Source organism: Curtobacterium sp. AB451 (genome assembly GCF_050585845.1).
GTDB lineage: Bacteria > Actinomycetota > Actinomycetes > Actinomycetales > Microbacteriaceae > Curtobacterium.
Map to the genome: position 1 here is coordinate 583,363 of NZ_JBOBQG010000004.1, position 17,659 is coordinate 601,021.

A 17,659-nucleotide genomic window follows, 5' to 3' on the forward strand; every position below is an offset into this window, starting at 1 on the left:
CCCGGTCGCCTCGCGAGTCGGCCCCAGGGGTGCCGCACCGGCCCTAGGGCTGCCGCGCCTTCACGGCACGGTCGTCCTCGACCACGGTGCCGATCGCCACGAGCGTCGTCGCGATCCACGCCACCCACGTGAGCGCCAGGCGCCAGTCACGCGGGCCCTGCCGGGTGGTCTGCAGCACGCTGTAGCCGCTGATGATCGAGCTCCACACGGCACCGCTGAACATGAACTTCCGCACGGGTTCCTCCTCTGGTCGTCCCGTCAACGCTACCGGCCGCTACATTGGAGCGCCGCCGGTCACCCTGCCGGTGTGCAGTTCGAGGAGTCACCGTGCGCCAGGCCGTCATCGGCGGAGTCCTGCTCGTGGTCGGCGCGGTGTGCGTCGCCCTCGGGCTGCTGCCCCTGTCCGACCTCGCCGAGCTCGCCGACCGGGTCGTCCCGGTCCTGGCGTTCGTGCTCGGCCTCACCGTCGTCGCCGAGCTCGCCGCGGACGCCGGCGTCTTCGACCGGCTCGCCGACCTCGCCGCCCGGGTGGGTGGCGGTCGCACCATCGGGCTGTGGGGCGCCGTCGTCGTGCTCGCCGTCCTGTGCACCGTCTTCCTGTCGATCGACACCACGGCGGTGCTCCTCACGCCGATCGTCATCACGCTCGCGCGCCGCGTCGGCCTGCCGCCCATGCCGTTCGCGCTGACGACCGTCTGGCTCGCGAACACGGCGTCGCTGCTCCTGCCCGTGTCGAACCTGACGAACCTGCTCGCCGTCGACCGGATCGGGCTCGACGGACCGATCCCGTTCGCCGGGCTCATGGTGTGGGCGGCGCTCGCCGGGGTCGTCATCCCGTGCGCCGTGCTCCTCGTGGTGTTCCGCGGCAAGCTCTTCGGCCGGTACACGCCGGTCGCGGTGCGCGGTGCCGCCGACCCGGTGTTCTTCTGGTCGGCCTCTGCGGTGCTCGTCGCGCTCGTCGTCGCACTGACCGCGGGCGTGACCGTCTGGATCGCCGCCGTGGTCGCTGCGGTGGTGCTCGTCGTCGTCGCCGCCTTCCGCGCGCCGTCGGAGCTCCGGATCTCCCGCGTGCCGTGGTCCACCCTGCTGTTCGCCGCGGGGCTGTTCGTCGTCGTCGAGACCCTGCACACCACCGGGCTCACGGACCCGATCGTGGACGCGCTGCCCGGTGGCACCGGGACGGGTCCGCTCCTGGCACTCGGCGGTGCCGGCGCGGTGGCGGCGAACGCGATCGACAACCTGCCCGCCTACCTCGTGCTCGAGCCCGCGGCCGGGCACGAGGCCCTGCGGTACGCGGCACTCCTCGTCGGCGTGAACGCCGGCTGCCTCATCACGCCGTGGGCATCGCTCGCGACGCTGCTGTGGCACGCCCGGCTGTCGTCCGAGGGCGTCCACCTGTCGTGGGGGCGCTACATGGCGCTCGGGTGCATCGTGGCACCGCTCACGGTCGTGGCCGGGGTGCTCGCGCTGCGGCTCTGACCCGCCCGGGCGCTACAGCCAGTCCTTCGTCTTGAACACGCGGTACAGCGTCAGCGACGAGGCGATGATGAGCCCGAGGGAGAAGTAGAGGCCGCTCCACTGGCCCATCCCCGGGAACTTCAGGTTCTGGCCGAAGAACCCCGTGATGGCCGTCGGGATCGCGATGATCGCCGCCCAGCTCGTCACCTTCTTCATGACCGTGTTCTGCCGGTTCGACGCCAGGTTGAGGTTCGTGTCGAGGACGCTCGACACCGCGTCGCGGAGCTGGTCGACGGAGTCCGTGATCGACACGAGGTGGTCCTCGACGTCGCGGAAGTAGGGGCGGATGCCGTTCGAGATCGTCTCGGCGTCGCCGTGCAGCAGCGAGGCGACGCTGTCCCGGGTCGGGACCACCTGGCGCCGCAGGACGCCGAGGGCCTTCCGGAGCCGGAACGACCGCCGCTGGATCTGCTGCTCGCGGGGCGTGCCGTGCTCGAAGAGGTCCTCCTCGAGCTCGTCGATCCGCCGCTCGATGTCCTCGACCGCACTCGTGGCGTGGTCGGTCACCGCGTCGAGCAGTCCCCACACCAACCACGGGACGCCGTGGTCGGCGAGGTCCGTGGTCGCCTCGAGGCGGCGTTCGACGGACCCGGTGTCGACGTCGGCGCCGTGGATCGTGACGAGGGCGTGTGCGGTGACGAACGCCTTCACCTCGTGGACGGTGAGGTCCCCGGCGTGGTCGAGACCGTCCACGTCGTAGACGACCAGGAAGAGGCTGTCGCGGTAGCGGTCGAGCTTCGGTCGTTGGCCGCGTTCGACGGCGTCCTCGACCGCGAGCGCGTGGATGCCGAGCTCGGCCTCGACGTGCTCGAGGTCGGTCGGGTCCGGGTCGGTGTAGTCGACCCAGACGAACGTGCCGTCCTCGGCGATGAGGTCGGAGATGCGGTCGACCGGGAAGTCGCGTTCCGCCGCCGTGCCGTTCCGCCACGCCCGTGTCATGGCCATGCCCCCGAGCCTACTGAGCCACGCCCTCCGGAACCCCGGGGCCGGCCGTGCGCTGCCCGTCCCCGGTGCACGCAGCGCGTCGGAATCCGCCGATCCGCCGTGAATCCGCTGTCGGCACGCTGGTAGCTTCGGCACCGAACCCGGCGATCGTGCCGGGCGGAACGGAGATCCCAGCACCCCATGGCAGCACCCCGCACCGACCAGACCCGCTACGCGTTCGTCGTCGCCTCGAACCGCCTGCCGGTGGACCGCGTCGTCGACGAGGACGGCAACGAGGGCTGGCGGCACTCGCCCGGCGGTCTCGTCACGGCGCTCGAGCCGGTGATGCGCGCGAACGACGGTGCCTGGGTCGGCTGGGTGGGTCAGCCCGACGTCGAGGTCGCCCCGTTCGACAACGAGGGCATCCACATCGTGCCCGTCCCCCTGAGCAACGACGACGTCGAGGAGTACTACGAGGGGTTCAGCAACGACACCCTCTGGCCGCTGTACCACGACGTCATCGAGCACCCGAGCTACCACCGCGACTGGTGGAACGCCTACAAGCGCGTGAACCAGCGGTTCGCCGAGCAGATCGCCGAGATCGTGGAGCAGGACGGCATCGTCTGGGTGCAGGACTACCAGCTGCAGCTCGTCCCGGCGCTCCTCCGTGCGATGCGACCCGACCTGACGATCGGGTTCTTCAACCACATCCCGTTCCCGCCCGTCGGCATCTACGCCCAGCTCCCCTGGCGCGCGCAGATCCTCGACGGACTGCTCGGTGCGGACGTCATCGGGTTCCAGCGGCACGACGACGCGAGCGACTTCCTCCGCGCGGTCCGGCACATCAAGGGCTACACGACCAAGGGGCAGACGATCGACGTCCCGGTCGACGACCCGGACGCCCCGCGCAGCCGCAAGGGCATCACCGTGCGGCACGTCGAGGCCCGGCACTTCCCGATCTCGATCGACGCCGCCGGCTTCGAGGAGATCGCGCACCGCCCCGAGGTCCAGGAGCGCGCCCGCGAGATCCGCGCGAGCCTCGGCAACCCGAAGACAGTCCTGCTCGGCGTCGACCGGCTGGACTACACGAAGGGCATCCGGCACCGCATCAAGGCCTTCGGTGAACTCGTCGAGGACGGCCGGATCCGGGTCGAGGACGCGACGCTCGTGCAGGTCGCCAGCCCGAGCCGCGAGCGTGTCGACACGTACGCGACGCTCCGCGACGAGATCGAGCTCACGGTCGGCCGGATCAACGGCGACCTCGGCGTGATCGGACACCAGCCGATCGCGTACCTGCACCACGGCTACCCGCGCGAGGAGATGGTGGCGCTCTACCTCGCCGCCGACATCATGCTCGTGACGGCCCTCCGGGACGGCATGAACCTCGTCGCGAAGGAGTACGTCGCGGCCCGGTTCGACAACGACGGCGTCCTCATCCTGTCCGAGTTCGCCGGTGCCGCCGACGAGCTGAAGCAGGCCGTCATCGTCAACCCGCACGACATCGGTGCGCTGAAGGACTCGATCCAGCGCGCCATCGAGATGCCGAGGCGTGAGCGGTCCACCCGCATGCGCGCGCTCCGGAAGCGCGTCCGCGACAACGACGTGGCGCGCTGGTCGCGCTCGTTCCTCGAGGCCCTGGACCGGCACGCGCCGAAGAACGCCCAGATCGACCCCTCCGCGGCCGACCCGAAGGACCAGCACCGCGAGGCGCAGACGGACAACATGTCGATCTTCGACCAGGACGCGCAGACCGCGCGTGCGGCCGAGGACACCCGGGAGGCGCGGGATGCCTGAGACGACGACCGACCAGACCGCGATCGACCGGGCCCTCGAGACGCTCGCGGCTGCGCCGCGACTCATCGTCGCCCTCGACTTCGACGGCACGCTCGCGCCGTTCGCCGACGACCCGTCCCAGGTCGGCGCGCTGCCGGGCTCGTGGGCCGCGGTCCTCACCCTGCACCGGGCGAAGGACACCGAGGTCGTCCTCGTCTCGGGCCGCCCGCTCGGCAGCCTCGCCGCGGTCACGCACGCACCCGAGGACATGGCACTCGTCGGCTCGCACGGCGTCGAGTGGCGCGTGGACGGACACGACGAGGCCGCGCTGACGGCCGACGAGCAGGCCCGCGTCGCTCGGATCGGTGCCGCGCTCGACGCCGTCGGGGAGCGGTTCCCGGGCGTCGTCATCGAGCACAAGCCCGCCGGTCACGGTGTGCACACACGCCGGGTCAGCGCCGAGGTCGCCGCCGAGGCGGACCGGGCCGCGAGCGCAGCGGCGCACGACGCCGACCCCGAGGTCCTCGAGCGCGGGGGCAAGGACATCCTCGAGTTCGCCGTCCGACACGTCACGAAGGGCGACGCGATCGCCCGCCTGCGCGACCTGCACGGCGCCGACGCGGTGTTCTTCGCGGGCGACGACGTCACCGACGAGGACGCCTTCCGCGTGCTCGGTGACGGCGACGTGGGCGTCAAGGTGGGGGAGGGCGACACGCTCGCCGGCTACCGCGTGGCCGACCCGACCGCCCTGACCGCCGTCCTGAAGCAGCTCGCCCGGGCGCGCGCGACGCGACCGGCCTGACGGACCCGACCCGCGCCTCCCGGCCCGCCATGGCCCGACCGCATGCGAACGCATGTTGTTGTCCGCCTGGTATCCCAACTGCGCCTAGACTCACCCCATGCCTGACATCGACGTGAAGCCCCGCAGCCGGGTCGTCACCGACGGGATCGAAGCAACCACCTCGCGTGGCATGCTGCGGGCCGTCGGGATGGGCGACGAGGACTGGGAGAAGCCGCAGATCGGGATCGCGTCCTCCTGGAACGAGATCACCCCCTGCAACCTCTCCCTCGACCGCCTCGCGCAGGGCGCCAAGGAAGGCGTCCACTCCGGCGGCGGGTACCCGCTCCAGTTCGGGACCATCTCCGTCTCCGACGGGATCTCGATGGGCCACGAGGGCATGCACTTCTCCCTGGTCTCGCGCGAGGTCATCGCCGACAGCGTCGAGACGGTCGTCAACGCCGAGCGCCTGGACGGCACCGTCCTGCTCGCCGGCTGCGACAAGTCCCTGCCCGGGATGCTCATGGCCGCGGCGCGACTCGACCTCGCGAGCGTCTTCCTCTACGCCGGCTCGGTCATGCCCGGGTACGTCAAGCAGGCCGACGGCACGATGAAGGAAGTCACGATCATCGACTCCTTCGAGGGTGTCGGCGCCTGCAAGGCGGGCACGATGAGCGAAGAGGAGCTCAAGAAGATCGAGTGCGCCATCGTCCCGGGCGAGGGCGCCTGCGGTGGCATGTACACCGCGAACACCATGGCGTCGGTCGCCGAGGCCCTCGGCATGTCGCTGCCCGGTTCGGCGGCGCCGCCCAGCGCGGACCGTCGTCGTGACTACTACGCGCACCGCTCCGGCGAAGCCGTGGTGAACATGCTCCGGCACGGCATCACCGCGCGCCAGATCCTGACGAAGGAGGCGTTCGAGAACGCCATCGCCGTCGCCATGGCGCTCGGAGGCTCCACGAACGTCGTCCTCCACCTCCTGGCGATCGCGCACGAGGCCGAGGTCGAGCTGTCCCTCGACGACTTCAACCGCATCGGCTCGAAGGTCCCGCACCTGGCGGACATGAAGCCGTTCGGCAAGTACGTCATGGTCGACGTGGACCGCAACGGCGGCATCCCGGTGATCATGAAGGCACTGCTCGACGCGGGTCTGCTGCACGGCGACGTCATGACCGTCACGGGCAAGACCCTCGCCGAGAACCTCGCCGAGATCGATCCGCCGGCACTCGACGGCGAGGTCTTCCGCACGCTCGACAACCCGATCCACGCCACCGGCGGCCTGACGATCCTGCAGGGCTCGTTCGCCCCCGAGGGCGCGGTCGTGAAGACGGCCGGGTTCGACGCCGAGGTCTTCGAGGGCCCGGCACGGGTGTTCGACCGCGAGCGCGCCGCCATGGACGCCCTCACCGAGGGGCAGATCCAGAAGGGCGACGTCGTCGTCATCCGGTACGAGGGCCCCAAGGGCGGACCCGGCATGCGCGAGATGCTCGCCATCACCGCGGCCATCAAGGGCGCTGGACTCGGCAAGGATGTACTACTGTTGACGGACGGACGATTCTCAGGCGGCACAACCGGCCTGTGCATCGGCCACATCGCACCGGAAGCGGTGGACGCAGGTCCAGTCGCATTCGTGCGCGATGGCGACCGCATCCGTGTCGACATCGCGGCTCGCTCGCTCGACCTACTGGTCGACGACGCCGAGCTGGAAGCCCGCCGAGCAGGCTGGGCCCCGCTGCCCCCGCGCTACACCCGCGGAGTCCTCGCGAAGTTCGCGAAGCTCGTCCAGTCCGCCGCCAAGGGCGCGGTCACGGGCTAGCGTCGACACACGCACCATCGCCACCTCTCCAGGCAAGGAACACCTCATGCCCACGGAAGCCACTCCGCTGTCCGCGGCCGCCGGTGCACGCCGGACGCCGGAGATCCTGACCGGCTCGGGAGCCGTCCTCCGGACGCTCGAGCACCTCGGGATCACCGACGTCTTCGGCCTGCCGGGCGGTGCCATCATCCCGTTCTACGACGAGCTGATGGCGTCCACGACGATCCGCCACGTCCTCGTCCGGCACGAACAGGGCGCCGGCCACGCCGCCGAGGGCTACGCCTCGGCGTCCGGCAAGGTCGGGGTCGCCATCGCGACCTCGGGCCCCGGCGCGACGAACCTCGTCACCGCGATCGCCGACGCCTACATGGACTCGGTGCCGTTCATCGCGATCACCGGCCAGGTGTTCTCGACGCTCATGGGCACCGACGCCTTCCAGGAAGCCGACATCGTCGGCATCACGATGCCGATCACGAAGCACTCGTTCCTCGTGACCGACCCGGCCGACGTGCCGGCGACCCTCGCCGCGGCGCACCTCATCGCGACGACCGGGCGCCCCGGCCCCGTCCTCGTCGACATCACGAAGGACGCCCAGCAGAAGTCGGCGCCCTACGTCTGGCCGCCCAAGATCGACCTGCCCGGCTACCGTCCGGTGACCAAGGCGCACGGCAAGCAGATCGCCGCGGCCGCCCAGCTCCTGGGCGAGGCCGAGCGCCCGGTGCTGTACGTCGGCGGCGGCGTCGTCCGCTCCGGCGCGACGGCCGAGCTGCTCCGCTTCGCCGAGGCCACCGGTGCGCCGGTCGTCACGACGCTGATGGCCCGTGGTGCGTTCCCGGACTCGCACCCGCAGCACCTCGGCATGCCCGGCATGCACGGCACCGTCCCCGCGGTGCTCGGGCTGCAGGACAGCGACCTGATCATCGCGCTCGGCGCCCGGTTCGACGACCGCGTGACCGGCAAGGCCGACGAGTTCGCGCCGAACGCCAAGGTCGTGCACGTCGACATCGACCCGGCGGAGATCTCGAAGATCCGCTTCGCCGACGTCCCGATCGTGGGCGATGCGCGCGAGGTCCTGGTCGACCTGCTCGACGCCTGGAACGGCGTGCCGGCGGACGAGCGTGCCTCCACCGCCGACTGGTGGACGAAGCTCGACCAGCTGCGCACCGACTTCCCGCTCGGCTACGCGGAACCGACCGACGGGCTCCTCGCACCGCAGGCGATCATCCGCCGCATCGGCGAGCTCTCCGGCCCCGAGGCCGTGTACGCCTCCGGTGTCGGTCAGCACCAGATGTGGTCGGCGCAGTTCATCAAGTACGAGCGGCCGAACGCCTGGCTGAACTCCGGCGGCGCCGGCACGATGGGCTACTCCGTCCCCGCGGCGATGGGCGCGAAGGTCGCCCAGCCCGACCGCGTGGTCTGGGCGATCGACGGCGACGGCTGCTTCCAGATGACGAACCAGGAGCTCGCGACCTGCGTCATCAACGACATCCCGATCAAGGTCGCGGTCATCAACAACTCGTCGCTCGGCATGGTGCGGCAGTGGCAGACGCTGTTCTACGACGGACGGCACTCGTTCACCGACCTGCAGACCGGACACGGCACCCGCCGGGTCCCGGACTTCGTGAAGCTCGCCGACGCCTACGGTGCCCTCGGCATCCGCGTCGAGAAGCCGGAGGAGGTCGACGCCGCCATCCAGCTCGCGCTCGAGACGAACGACCGCCCCGTGGTGATCGACTTCGTCGTGAGCCGCGACTCGATGGTCTGGCCGATGGTCCCGCAGGGTGTCAGCAACTCGTCCATCGAGTACGCCCAGGCCCTCGCCCCCACGTGGGACGACGAGGACGCCGACATGACGGGGGAAACCGCATGAGCCACGTCCTCTCCCTCCTCGTCGAGGACAAGCCGGGTCTGCTCACGCGCGTCGCCGGCCTCTTCGCCCGACGCGGGTTCAACATCGAGTCCCTCGCCGTGGGCAACACCGAGGTCGACGGCCTCAGCCGCATCACGGTCGTCGTCGACGTCGAGGACCTCCCGCTCGAGCAGGTGACGAAGCAGCTCAACAAGCTGGTCAACGTCATCAAGATCGTCGAGCTGGACTTCTCGCAGTCCGTCCAGCGCGAGCACATGCTCGTGAAGGTGCGGGTGGACAACCAGACGCGGTCGGCCGTGCTCGAGGCAGTGAACCTGTTCCGTGCACAGGTCGTCGACGTCGCGAACGACTCGCTCATCGTCGAGGTGACCGGCGACCCCGGCAAGATCCAGGCGATCCTCCGCGTGCTCGAGCCCTACGGCATCAAGGAGCTCGCCCGCGCGGGCCTCCTCGGCATGGGCCGTGGGCCCAAGAGCATCACCGACCGGGTGCGCTGACCGCGACCCGTGGCGGACTGGAGGCGCGGGTCGCCACCCGCACCGCGCCTCCAGGCCGTCTCCTCTCGACTCCACGCAACGAACGCTTCCCGAACCGACCACAGGAGAACCACCACCGTGACTGACATCGTGTACGACGCCGACGCCGACCTGACGCTCATCCAGGGCAAGAAGGTCGCCGTCATCGGGTACGGCTCGCAGGGCCACGCCCACGCCCTCAACCTCCGCGACAGCGGCGTCGAGGTCAAGATCGGCCTGCAGGAGGGCTCGAAGAGCCGCCAGAAGGCGGAGGAGGCCGGGTTCGAGGTCCACACCCCCGCCGACGCCACGGCGTGGGCCGACGTCGTCGTCATCCTCGCGCCGGACCAGGTCCAGCGCATCGTCTACGCCGAGGACATCAAGCCCAACCTCAAGCCGGGCGCGACGCTCGTCTTCGGGCACGGCTTCAACATCCGCTTCGGCTACATCGAGGCCCCCGAGGGCGTCGACGTCTCGCTCGTCGCGCCGAAGGGCCCCGGGCACACCGTGCGCCGCGAGTACGAGGCCGGCCGCGGCGTCCCGGTGATCGTCGCCGTCGAGGTCGACGCGTCGGGTTCCGCCTGGGACCTCGCGTGGAGCTATTCGAAGGCCATCGGCGGGCTCCGCTCCGGCGGCATCAAGACGACCTTCACCGAGGAGACCGAGACCGACCTGTTCGGCGAGCAGGCCGTCCTCTGCGGTGGCACGTCGCAGCTCATCCAGTACGGCTTCGAGACCCTGGTCGAGGCGGGCTACCAGCCGCAGATCGCCTACTTCGAGGTCCTGCACGAGCTCAAGCTCATCGTCGACCTCATCTGGGAGGGCGGCCTCACCAAGCAGCGCTGGTCGATCTCCGACACGGCCGAGTTCGGTGACTACGTCTCCGGCCCGCGCGTGATCTCGCCCGAGGTCAAGGAGAACATGAAGGCCGTCCTCGCGGACATCCAGAACGGTGCCTTCGCGAAGCGCTTCATCGACGACCAGGACGCCGGTGCGCCGGAGTTCAAGGCGCTCCGCGCCAAGGGTGAGAACCACCCGATCGAGGCGACCGGACGCGAGCTGCGCGCCCTGTTCGCGTGGAAGTCGAACGACGCCGACTACGTGGACGGTTCGGCCGCGCGGTAGTCTTCGCACCACACTCGACTCTCGAGGCGGCGGTGCACCCGCACCGCCGCCTCGCGATGTGACCCGAACGTTATGCAGCTCTTCACGACCATCCCCGACGCCGCACACCGGCGTGTCCTCGGCGTTCCCGGGGACGTTTCACGACGGCCGTCGTCCCTCGCGGACGTGTGCGGTCCTCATGTCGTCGTCCAGCATGGGAGGATCGTCGGATGGCGGTGACGAAGCGAGCGGTCCACATCGGCGCCGGCAAGATCGGACGCGGGTTCGTGGGTCAGTTCCTGGTCGCGAGCGGCTACGAGCTCACCTTCGTGGACGTCGACGACCGCGTCGTCACGGCCCTCAACGAGGCCGGCCGGTTCGTGGTGCACGAGGTCGGCGAGATGCCGGTCGAGCACCTCGTCTACGGCTTCCGCGCCCTGAGCAGCAAGACCGAGCGCGAGCAGGTCGTCCGGGCCATCGCCGAGGCCGACGTCGTCACGACCGCGGTCGGCGCCCGCACCCTGCCGCTCGTCGCCCCCGTCATCGCCGAGGGGCTCGCCGCCCGGCCGCTCGAGGCTGGCGACGTCACGATCGTGGCGTGCGAGAACGCCTTCAACGCGACGGACTCGCTGCACGCCAGCATCCGCCGTGCCCCGATCCTCGAGGACCGCGACATCGCGGCGGTCTTCGCGAACTGCGCGATCGACCGCATCGTCCCCGACCAGTCCGGCGTGCTCGGACAGTCCGGCGGCCTCGACGTCGTGCTCGAGCCCTTCTACGAGTGGGTCATCGAGCGCACGCCCTTCGCCGACTCGGACGCCGAACCGCCCGCGATCGACGGCGTGACCTGGGTCGACGACCTGCAGCCGTTCGTCGAGCGGAAGCTCTACACGGTGAACACCGCCCACGCGACCGCCGCCTACCACGGCTACGTGCGCGGCATCCGTCTCATCCGCGAGGCGCTCGAGGACCACGACGTCCGCGCCGAGGTCGACGGCGTCCTGGCCGAGACCACCGCGCTCCTCGTCGCCAAGCACGGCTTCGATCCCGAGGAGCACGCGCGCTACGTCGCCGCGAACCTCGCCCGGATCGCCAACCCGCACCTGCCGGACACCACCGTCCGGGTCGGACGCAACCCGCTGCGGAAGCTCGGTCGACGCGAACGCTTCGTCGGCCCCGCCGCACAGCTCGCCGAGCGCGGGCTCCCCGTCGACCACCTGCTCGGCGCCGTCCGGGTCGCGCTCGACTTCGACGACGAGAACGACCCCGAGTCGATCGAGCTGCACGCGCTGCTCCGCTCGGGTGCGACGGCCCACGCGCTCACCGAGATCCTCACCGGGCTGATGGAGAGCCACCCGCTGTTCCCCGCGGTGCGCGAGGTCGTCGCCGAGGTCCTCGAGACCCAGCCCGCCGACGTCTGAGGACCGGGCGCACAGCTCGTCCATGGTCGAGCCCGAGCGGCTCGCCTCGTAGGATCGAGGCATGACCACGGCAGCATCCCCGCCCGACGGCTCGGTCGACCACGACGACGACGCCCTCAGCTGGGGCGACGCCGACGACGCGACCCACGTCGACGCGGCACACAACCCGGTCACCGTGAAGGCGCGAGCCGGACGCGACCCCGAGGCCCCCGAGACCTCGGGCGCGCTCATCGGCTTCGGCGTCTTCGGTGGCCTGTACCTGCTCTACACGGTCGCCTGGCTGCTCACCGCCTCGACCTCGTACGTCTCGAACGTCGACACCGTGCTGACCGTCTTCGTCGAGGTGCTCCGGTTCCTCTCGATCGTCGCTCCGGCACTCTGGTTCACCGTCGTCCTCTGGGCCGGTCGCGGACAGCGCACCCGCAGCCGTCTGCTCTGGATGCTGCTCGGCGCCCTCGTGCTCTTCCCCTGGCCGTTCCTCATGACCAGGAGCTTCGGGTGACCGCCGCGACCCCGACCGTCCGCCGTCCCTCGGGGGCGTTCGTCGGCAAGCTCGTGGTCTGGGTGGTGTTCGCGCTGCTCTTCGCCTACATGACCGTGCAGAGCATCGGCAACCTGGTGACCGTCTCGCAGTCCGTCCGGGCGTTCAACGCGTTCCTCGGGACCACCTCCGGCGGCAACTCGCTCGCGCGGAGCACCCCGTGGGCGTGGCTCGTCCTCGACATCGCGATCGCGCCCGTGGCCTTCGCCGTGGCGCTGTGGGTGAGTCGCCGCGCGCGGCTCGCCGTCACGGTCGGCGTCTTCGTCCTCGCCTTCGCCGCGGCCGGGGCGCTGTGGCTCGACCTGCAGCTGTTCGTCCCGCGACTGCTGGACTTCTGACGCATCCACTGACGGACAGGAGGCGCGGTGCCGGCTGGCACCGCGCCTCCTGGCCGTCAGGTGGTCGCCCACCGGGCCGACCCTGCGGTCGTAACCACGTCCACACGTCGATACGATGGTGGGATACCGCCCGTCTCGTGTGAGGAAACTGCAGCTGTGCCGAAGCCGGTCGTCCTGATCGCCGAAGAACTCTCGCCCGCCACAGTCGACGCCCTCGGGCCCGACTTCGAGATCCGGAACGTGGACGGTACCGACCGCCCCGCGCTCCTGGCCTCCCTCGCCGACGCGCACGCCATCCTGGTGCGCTCCGCCACCAAGGTCGACGCCGAGGCGATCGCCGCGGCCCCGAACCTCAAGGTCGTCGCCCGTGCCGGCGTCGGTCTCGACAACGTCGACATCAAGGCGGCCACCACCGCCGGCGTCATGGTCGTGAACGCGCCGACGTCGAACATCATCTCGGCCGCCGAACTCACGGTCGGCCACATCCTGTCGCTCGCGCGCCACATCCCCGCCGCGCACGCGTCGCTCGCGGCGGGCACCTGGAAGCGTTCCGCGTACACGGGTGTCGAGCTCTACGAGAAGACCGTCGGGATCATCGGCCTCGGCCGGATCGGCGCGCTCATCACGCAGCGGCTGCAGGCGTTCGGCGTGCAGGTGATCGCGTACGACCCGTACGTCACCACGGCCCGTGCCCAGCAGCTCGGGGTCGAGCTCGTCTCGCTCGAGGACCTGCTGAAGCGTGCGGACTTCACCACCATCCACATGCCGAAGACGCCGGAGACCGTCGGCATGATCTCGGACGACCAGTTCGCGCTCATGAAGCCGACCGCCTTCGTCGTGAACGTCGCCCGGGGCGGGCTCATCGACGAGGACGCACTGCACCGTGCCCTGACGTCCAATACCATCGCCGGCGCCGGACTCGACGTCTTCGTCTCCGAGCCCCCCAAGGACTCGCCGCTCGTCGCGCTCCCGAACGTCGTCGTCACGCCGCACCTCGGCGCCTCGACGGACGAGGCCCAGGAGAAGGCGGGCGTCTCCGTCGCCAAGTCGGTGCGCCTCGCCCTCGGCGGCGAGCTCGTGCCCGACGCGGTCAACGTCGCCGGCGGCGTCATCGACCCGTACGTGCGCCCGGGCATCCCGCTCGTCGAGAAGCTCGGCCAGGTCTTCACCGGCCTCGCCACGTCGCCCGTGACGAGCATCGACGTCGAGGTGCACGGCGAGCTCGCCGAGTACGACGTCAGCGTGCTGAAGCTCGCGGCGCTCAAGGGCGTGTTCACCGACGTCGTCAGCGACCAGGTGTCGTACGTCAACGCACCGCTGATCGCCGAGCAGCGCGGGGTCACCGTGCGGCTCATCACCGACTCGGACAGCCCCGAGTACCGCAACGTGCTCACGATCCGCGGCGCCCAGTCCGACGGCCCGGCGATCAGCGTGTCCGGTACGCTCACCGGCCCGAAGCAGGTCGCGAAGCTCGTCGAGATCAACGGGCACGACGTCGAGGTCGCCCTCGCCGAGCACCACGTGGTCATGGAGTACACCGACCGGCCCGGCATCGTCGCGGTCTACGGCAAGGAGTTCGGCGACGCCGGCATCAACATCGCCGCGATGCAGATCTCGCGCGAGGCCGCCGGTGGCCAGGCGCTCAGCGTCCTGACCGTCGACTCGCCCGTCCCGGCCGAGATCCTCGAGCACGTCCGGTCCACGATCGAAGCGGTGTCGCTCCGCGAGATCGACATCACGCTGTAGGGGAGTGGCGGACATGACGAAGACGGTGAAGCTCGCGGTCATCCGCGGGGACGGCATCGGCCCCGAGGTCGTCGACGAGGCGCTCAAGGTGCTGCACGCGGTGCTGCCCGACGACCTCGTCGTCGAGGAGACCCCGTTCTCCCTGGGCGCCACCCGGTACCTCGAGACCGGGGACATCCTCACCGAGGACGACATGTCCGCCGTCGCCGCGCACGACGCGATCCTGCTCGGTGCCGTCGGTGGGGACCCGCGCGACCCGCGGCTCGCCGGCGGGATCATCGAGCGTGGGCTGCTGCTCAAGCTCCGGTTCGCGTTCGACCACTACGTCAACCTCCGGCCCACGGCGGTCTACCCGTCCGTGACGACCCCGCTGACGTCGCCCGGCGACGTCGACTTCGTGGTCGTGCGCGAGGGGACCGAAGGACCGTACGTCGGCAACGGCGGCGCGATCCGCGTCGGCACCCCGCACGAGATCGCGACCGAGGTCTCGTTGAACACCGCGTACGGGGTCGAGCGCGTCGTCCGGTACGCCTTCGCCCTCGCGGACCGCCGCCCCCGGAAGCACCTGACGCTCGTGCACAAGAGCAACGTGCTCGTGCACGCCGGAGCCCTGTGGCAGCGCACCGTCGCGGCCGTCGCCGCGGAGTACCCGGACGTCACCGTGGACTACCAGCACGTCGACGCCGTCACCATCCACATGGTGCGCGAACCTGCTAGGTTCGACGTCATCGTCACGGACAACCTCTTCGGCGACATCATCACCGACCTGGCCGGCGCGATCAGCGGCGGCATCGGTCTGGCGGCCTCGGGCAACATCAACCCGGACGGCACCTTCCCCAGCATGTTCGAGCCGGTCCACGGCTCCGCGCCGGACATCGCGGGTCAGCAGAAGGCCGATCCCACGGCCGCCATCCTGTCCGTCGCACTGCTGCTCGACCACATCGGTCGCAGCGACCTCGCGTCGGCGGTCACGCGGGCGGTCGAGGCCGATCTCGCCGACCGGGGCACCTCCGAGCGTCGCACGGCCGAGATCGGCGACGCCATCGCCGCCGCGGCAACGGCGCGCACCACCACCGCCTGACAGGAGTCTCCCCAGATGAGCACCGACACCGACTTCGGACTCGCGTTCGCCACCACCCCGTCGGCCGAGCGCCGGGCCGCAGCCGAGCGCGAGGAGATCCTCGCCGACCCCGGGTTCGGCAAGCACTTCACCGACCACATGGCGACCGTGCAGTGGACCCTGGACGCCGGGTGGCACGACGCATCGGTCCACCCGTACGGCCCGATCAGCCTCGACCCGAGCGCGAGCGTCCTGCACTACGCGCAGGAGATCTTCGAGGGCTTGAAGGCCTACCGGCACGCGGACGGTTCGGTGTGGACGTTCCGGCCGGACGCCAACGCCCGGCGGTTCCAGCGGTCCGCCCGTCGCCTCGCGCTCCCGGAGCTGCCGGTCGAGACCTTCGTCGACTCCATCCGCGAGCTGGTCCGGACCGACGTCGACTGGGTGCCCTCGGCGCCCGAGACGAGCCTGTACCTGCGGCCGTTCATGATCGCGACCGAGTCGTTCCTGGGGGTCCGCGCAGCGCAGGCGGTGGCGTACCACTGCATCGCGAGCCCGGCGGGGGCGTACTTCACGTCCGGGCCGAAGCCCGTGTCGATCTGGCTGTCGACGAACTACGCCCGAGCGGGCAAGGGCGGCACCGGGGCGGCGAAGACCGGTGGCAACTACGCGTCGTCGCTCCTGCCCCAGCAGGAGGCCTACGAGCACGGCTGCCAGCAGGTCATGTTCCTCGACTCGGTCGAGGGCAGGTACCTCGAGGAGCTCGGCGGCATGAACGTGGTCCTGGTGAAGGCGGACGGCACGCTCGTCACGCCCGACTCCGACTCCATCCTCGAGGGCATCACGCGCGACTCGATCCTGCAGCTGGCGGAAGACCGCGGCCTGCGCGTCGAACGCCGACGGGTGACGCTCGACGAGTGGCGCGACGGTGTCGCGGACGGCTCGATCACCGAGGCCTTCGCGTGCGGGACCGCCGCCGTCGTCACCCCGATCGCGGAACTCCGCGGCGACGGCTTCACGATCGGTTCGCCGACCGTGGGCGCCGGCGAACTGACGATGTCCCTGCGCGACGAGCTCACGGACATCCAGTACGGCCGCCGTCCCGACCCGCACGGGTGGATGACGCGCCTGACCGACCCGGTCTGAACGCACACCTCACGTCGATAGGCTCCAATGGTGAAGATCGCACGGTTCAGCAGCAAGGGCGAAGACCCCCGGTACGGCATCCTCGACGAGCGCGACCTGGTCGTGCTGGCCGGTGACCCGATGTACCAGGGGTTCGAGACCACGGGGGAGCGGGTGCCGTTGGCGGACGCCAAGCTCCTCGCCCCCGTCATCCCGCGGTCGAAGGTGATCGGCGTGGGGCTCAACTACGCCGAGCACGCGTCCGAGATGGACGAGCGCTCCGGGGACGACCCCGTGGTGTTCCTGAAGCCCAACACGTCGGTGATCGGTCCCGAGGACCCGATCCGCCTGCCCGCCGGTGTCGGGCGCGTCGACCACGAGGGTGAGCTCGCCATCGTGATCGGGTCCCTCGCGAAGAACGTCACGCGCGAGGACTTCGCGAGCGTGATCCTCGGTTACACGATCGCCAACGACGTCACCGCGCGAGACCTGCAGGCCCGCGACGGCCAGTGGACCCGGTCGAAGGGCTTCGACACCTTCTGCCCGTTGGGCCCGGCGATCGAGACCGAGATCGACCCGTCGGACATCCGCATCGAGACCCGCGTCGACGGCGACCTGCGCCAGGTGGGGTCGACGAGCGAGATGGTGCACGACATCCCGTCGCTCATCGAGTTCGTCTCGTCGATCTGGACGCTCCTGCCCGGTGACGTCATCCTGACCGGCACCCCGGCCGGCGTCGGCGAGATCCGCGACGGCGAGGTCGTCGAGGTGACGATCGAGGGGCTCGGCACCCTGAAGAACCCGGTCATCGCCAAGCTCTGACCCGCACCACCGAACGGCCCGCTCCCCGCATGGGGGCGGGCCGTTCGCCGTTGATCCGCGTCGTTCCGGGGATCCGCCCATGCGACACGCCCGGGCGGCAGGCTGGTTGGCGGGGCCCCCGGGGCCTGTGTAAAGTAATCACTCGTTGCCGCTGAGGCGGAGAACGGAACGGCCGAGACGGTCACCAGGGCGAATGCCCCGGGGATGCAGTCCGGACGGGGTCCCGCTCAGGCAACGAATCCCGATGACGATCCACTCTCGAAGTGGTCTGTTCGGGGTGAGACGAAATGCCTCTCTGGCGGAACCTT

Annotated in this window: 16 protein-coding genes; 14 read left to right on the forward strand and 2 right to left on the reverse strand. The window is 70.4% G+C overall.

The annotated features are described in order from the left end of the window. Nucleotides 1-43 precede the first annotated feature (43 nt). Entirely contained in the window at nucleotides 44-235 is a 192-nt protein-coding gene (locus ACQXVK_RS12650) for a hypothetical protein (protein WP_402268058.1), read from the reverse strand. 92 nt (nucleotides 236-327) lie between these two features. Here ACQXVK_RS12650 and ACQXVK_RS12655 point away from each other — a divergent pair, with 92 nt between their 5' ends. Then, nucleotides 328-1,479, forward strand: coding sequence for an SLC13 family permease (locus ACQXVK_RS12655; protein ID WP_416395663.1), 1,152 nt, complete (start codon nucleotides 328-330; stop codon nucleotides 1,477-1,479). 12 nt (nucleotides 1,480-1,491) lie between these two features. Here the strand turns inward: ACQXVK_RS12655 and ACQXVK_RS12660 are convergent, their stop codons facing one another. Next, on the reverse strand, nucleotides 1,492-2,463 hold the full coding sequence (locus tag ACQXVK_RS12660) for a magnesium transporter CorA family protein (protein WP_430853763.1): 972 nt from the start codon (nucleotides 2,461-2,463) through the stop codon (nucleotides 1,492-1,494). A gap of 180 nt (nucleotides 2,464-2,643) precedes the next feature. On the opposite strand from ACQXVK_RS12660, the gene otsA reads away from it, so the two are divergent. The 13 genes from otsA to ACQXVK_RS12725 all read left to right on the forward strand — a co-directional run bounded on the left by otsA (nucleotide 2,644) and on the right by ACQXVK_RS12725 (nucleotide 17,351). Continuing rightward, nucleotides 2,644-4,236 (forward strand): alpha,alpha-trehalose-phosphate synthase (UDP-forming), encoded by a 1,593-nt coding sequence (gene otsA / locus ACQXVK_RS12665; RefSeq protein ID WP_022907767.1) that lies wholly within the window; start codon nucleotides 2,644-2,646, stop codon nucleotides 4,234-4,236. Beyond that, complete coding sequence (otsB, locus tag ACQXVK_RS12670; RefSeq protein ID WP_430853764.1) at nucleotides 4,229-5,017, forward strand: trehalose-phosphatase; 789 nt, start codon at nucleotides 4,229-4,231, stop codon at nucleotides 5,015-5,017. Before otsA ends, otsB begins: the two co-directional genes overlap by 8 nt. A gap of 97 nt (nucleotides 5,018-5,114) precedes the next feature. Beyond that, a complete protein-coding gene (ilvD, locus tag ACQXVK_RS12675) occupies nucleotides 5,115-6,809 on the forward strand; it encodes a dihydroxy-acid dehydratase (protein WP_402268048.1) in 1,695 nt (564 codons plus the stop codon). Nucleotides 6,810-6,855: 46 nt separating this feature from the next. Beyond that, the gene (locus tag ACQXVK_RS12680; RefSeq protein WP_430853765.1) at nucleotides 6,856-8,679 is read left to right on the forward strand and encodes an acetolactate synthase large subunit; all 1,824 of its coding nucleotides are present in this window, start codon (nucleotides 6,856-6,858) and stop codon (nucleotides 8,677-8,679) included. After that, a complete protein-coding gene (ilvN, locus tag ACQXVK_RS12685; RefSeq protein ID WP_022907763.1) occupies nucleotides 8,676-9,176 on the forward strand; it encodes an acetolactate synthase small subunit in 501 nt (166 codons plus the stop codon). Before ACQXVK_RS12680 ends, ilvN begins: the two co-directional genes overlap by 4 nt. A gap of 117 nt (nucleotides 9,177-9,293) precedes the next feature. Next, nucleotides 9,294-10,319, forward strand: a complete 1,026-nt coding sequence (gene ilvC / locus ACQXVK_RS12690; protein ID WP_022907762.1) for a ketol-acid reductoisomerase — start codon at nucleotides 9,294-9,296, stop codon at nucleotides 10,317-10,319. 209 nt (nucleotides 10,320-10,528) lie between these two features. After that, complete coding sequence (locus ACQXVK_RS12695) at nucleotides 10,529-11,719, forward strand: mannitol-1-phosphate 5-dehydrogenase (RefSeq protein ID WP_416395672.1); 1,191 nt, start codon at nucleotides 10,529-10,531, stop codon at nucleotides 11,717-11,719. A 61-nt stretch (nucleotides 11,720-11,780) separates the two neighbouring features. Beyond that, complete coding sequence (locus ACQXVK_RS12700; protein WP_022907760.1) at nucleotides 11,781-12,221, forward strand: hypothetical protein; 441 nt, start codon at nucleotides 11,781-11,783, stop codon at nucleotides 12,219-12,221. Further along, nucleotides 12,218-12,598: a hypothetical protein gene (locus ACQXVK_RS12705; protein ID WP_430853766.1), complete on the forward strand. Its 381-nt coding sequence runs from the start codon at nucleotides 12,218-12,220 to the stop codon at nucleotides 12,596-12,598. The genes ACQXVK_RS12700 and ACQXVK_RS12705 overlap by 4 nt, the downstream gene beginning before the upstream one ends. Nucleotides 12,599-12,754: 156 nt before the next feature. After that, a complete protein-coding gene (serA, locus tag ACQXVK_RS12710) occupies nucleotides 12,755-14,344 on the forward strand; it encodes a phosphoglycerate dehydrogenase (protein ID WP_430853767.1) in 1,590 nt (529 codons plus the stop codon). A gap of 13 nt (nucleotides 14,345-14,357) precedes the next feature. Further along, nucleotides 14,358-15,425 (forward strand): 3-isopropylmalate dehydrogenase, encoded by a 1,068-nt coding sequence (locus tag ACQXVK_RS12715; protein WP_430853768.1) that lies wholly within the window; start codon nucleotides 14,358-14,360, stop codon nucleotides 15,423-15,425. A gap of 15 nt (nucleotides 15,426-15,440) precedes the next feature. Continuing rightward, entirely contained in the window at nucleotides 15,441-16,550 is a 1,110-nt protein-coding gene (locus tag ACQXVK_RS12720; protein ID WP_022908503.1) for a branched-chain amino acid aminotransferase, read from the forward strand. A 30-nt stretch (nucleotides 16,551-16,580) separates the two neighbouring features. Beyond that, on the forward strand, nucleotides 16,581-17,351 hold the full coding sequence (locus ACQXVK_RS12725) for a fumarylacetoacetate hydrolase family protein (RefSeq protein ID WP_022908502.1): 771 nt from the start codon (nucleotides 16,581-16,583) through the stop codon (nucleotides 17,349-17,351). Nucleotides 17,352-17,659: the final 308 nt, after the last annotated feature.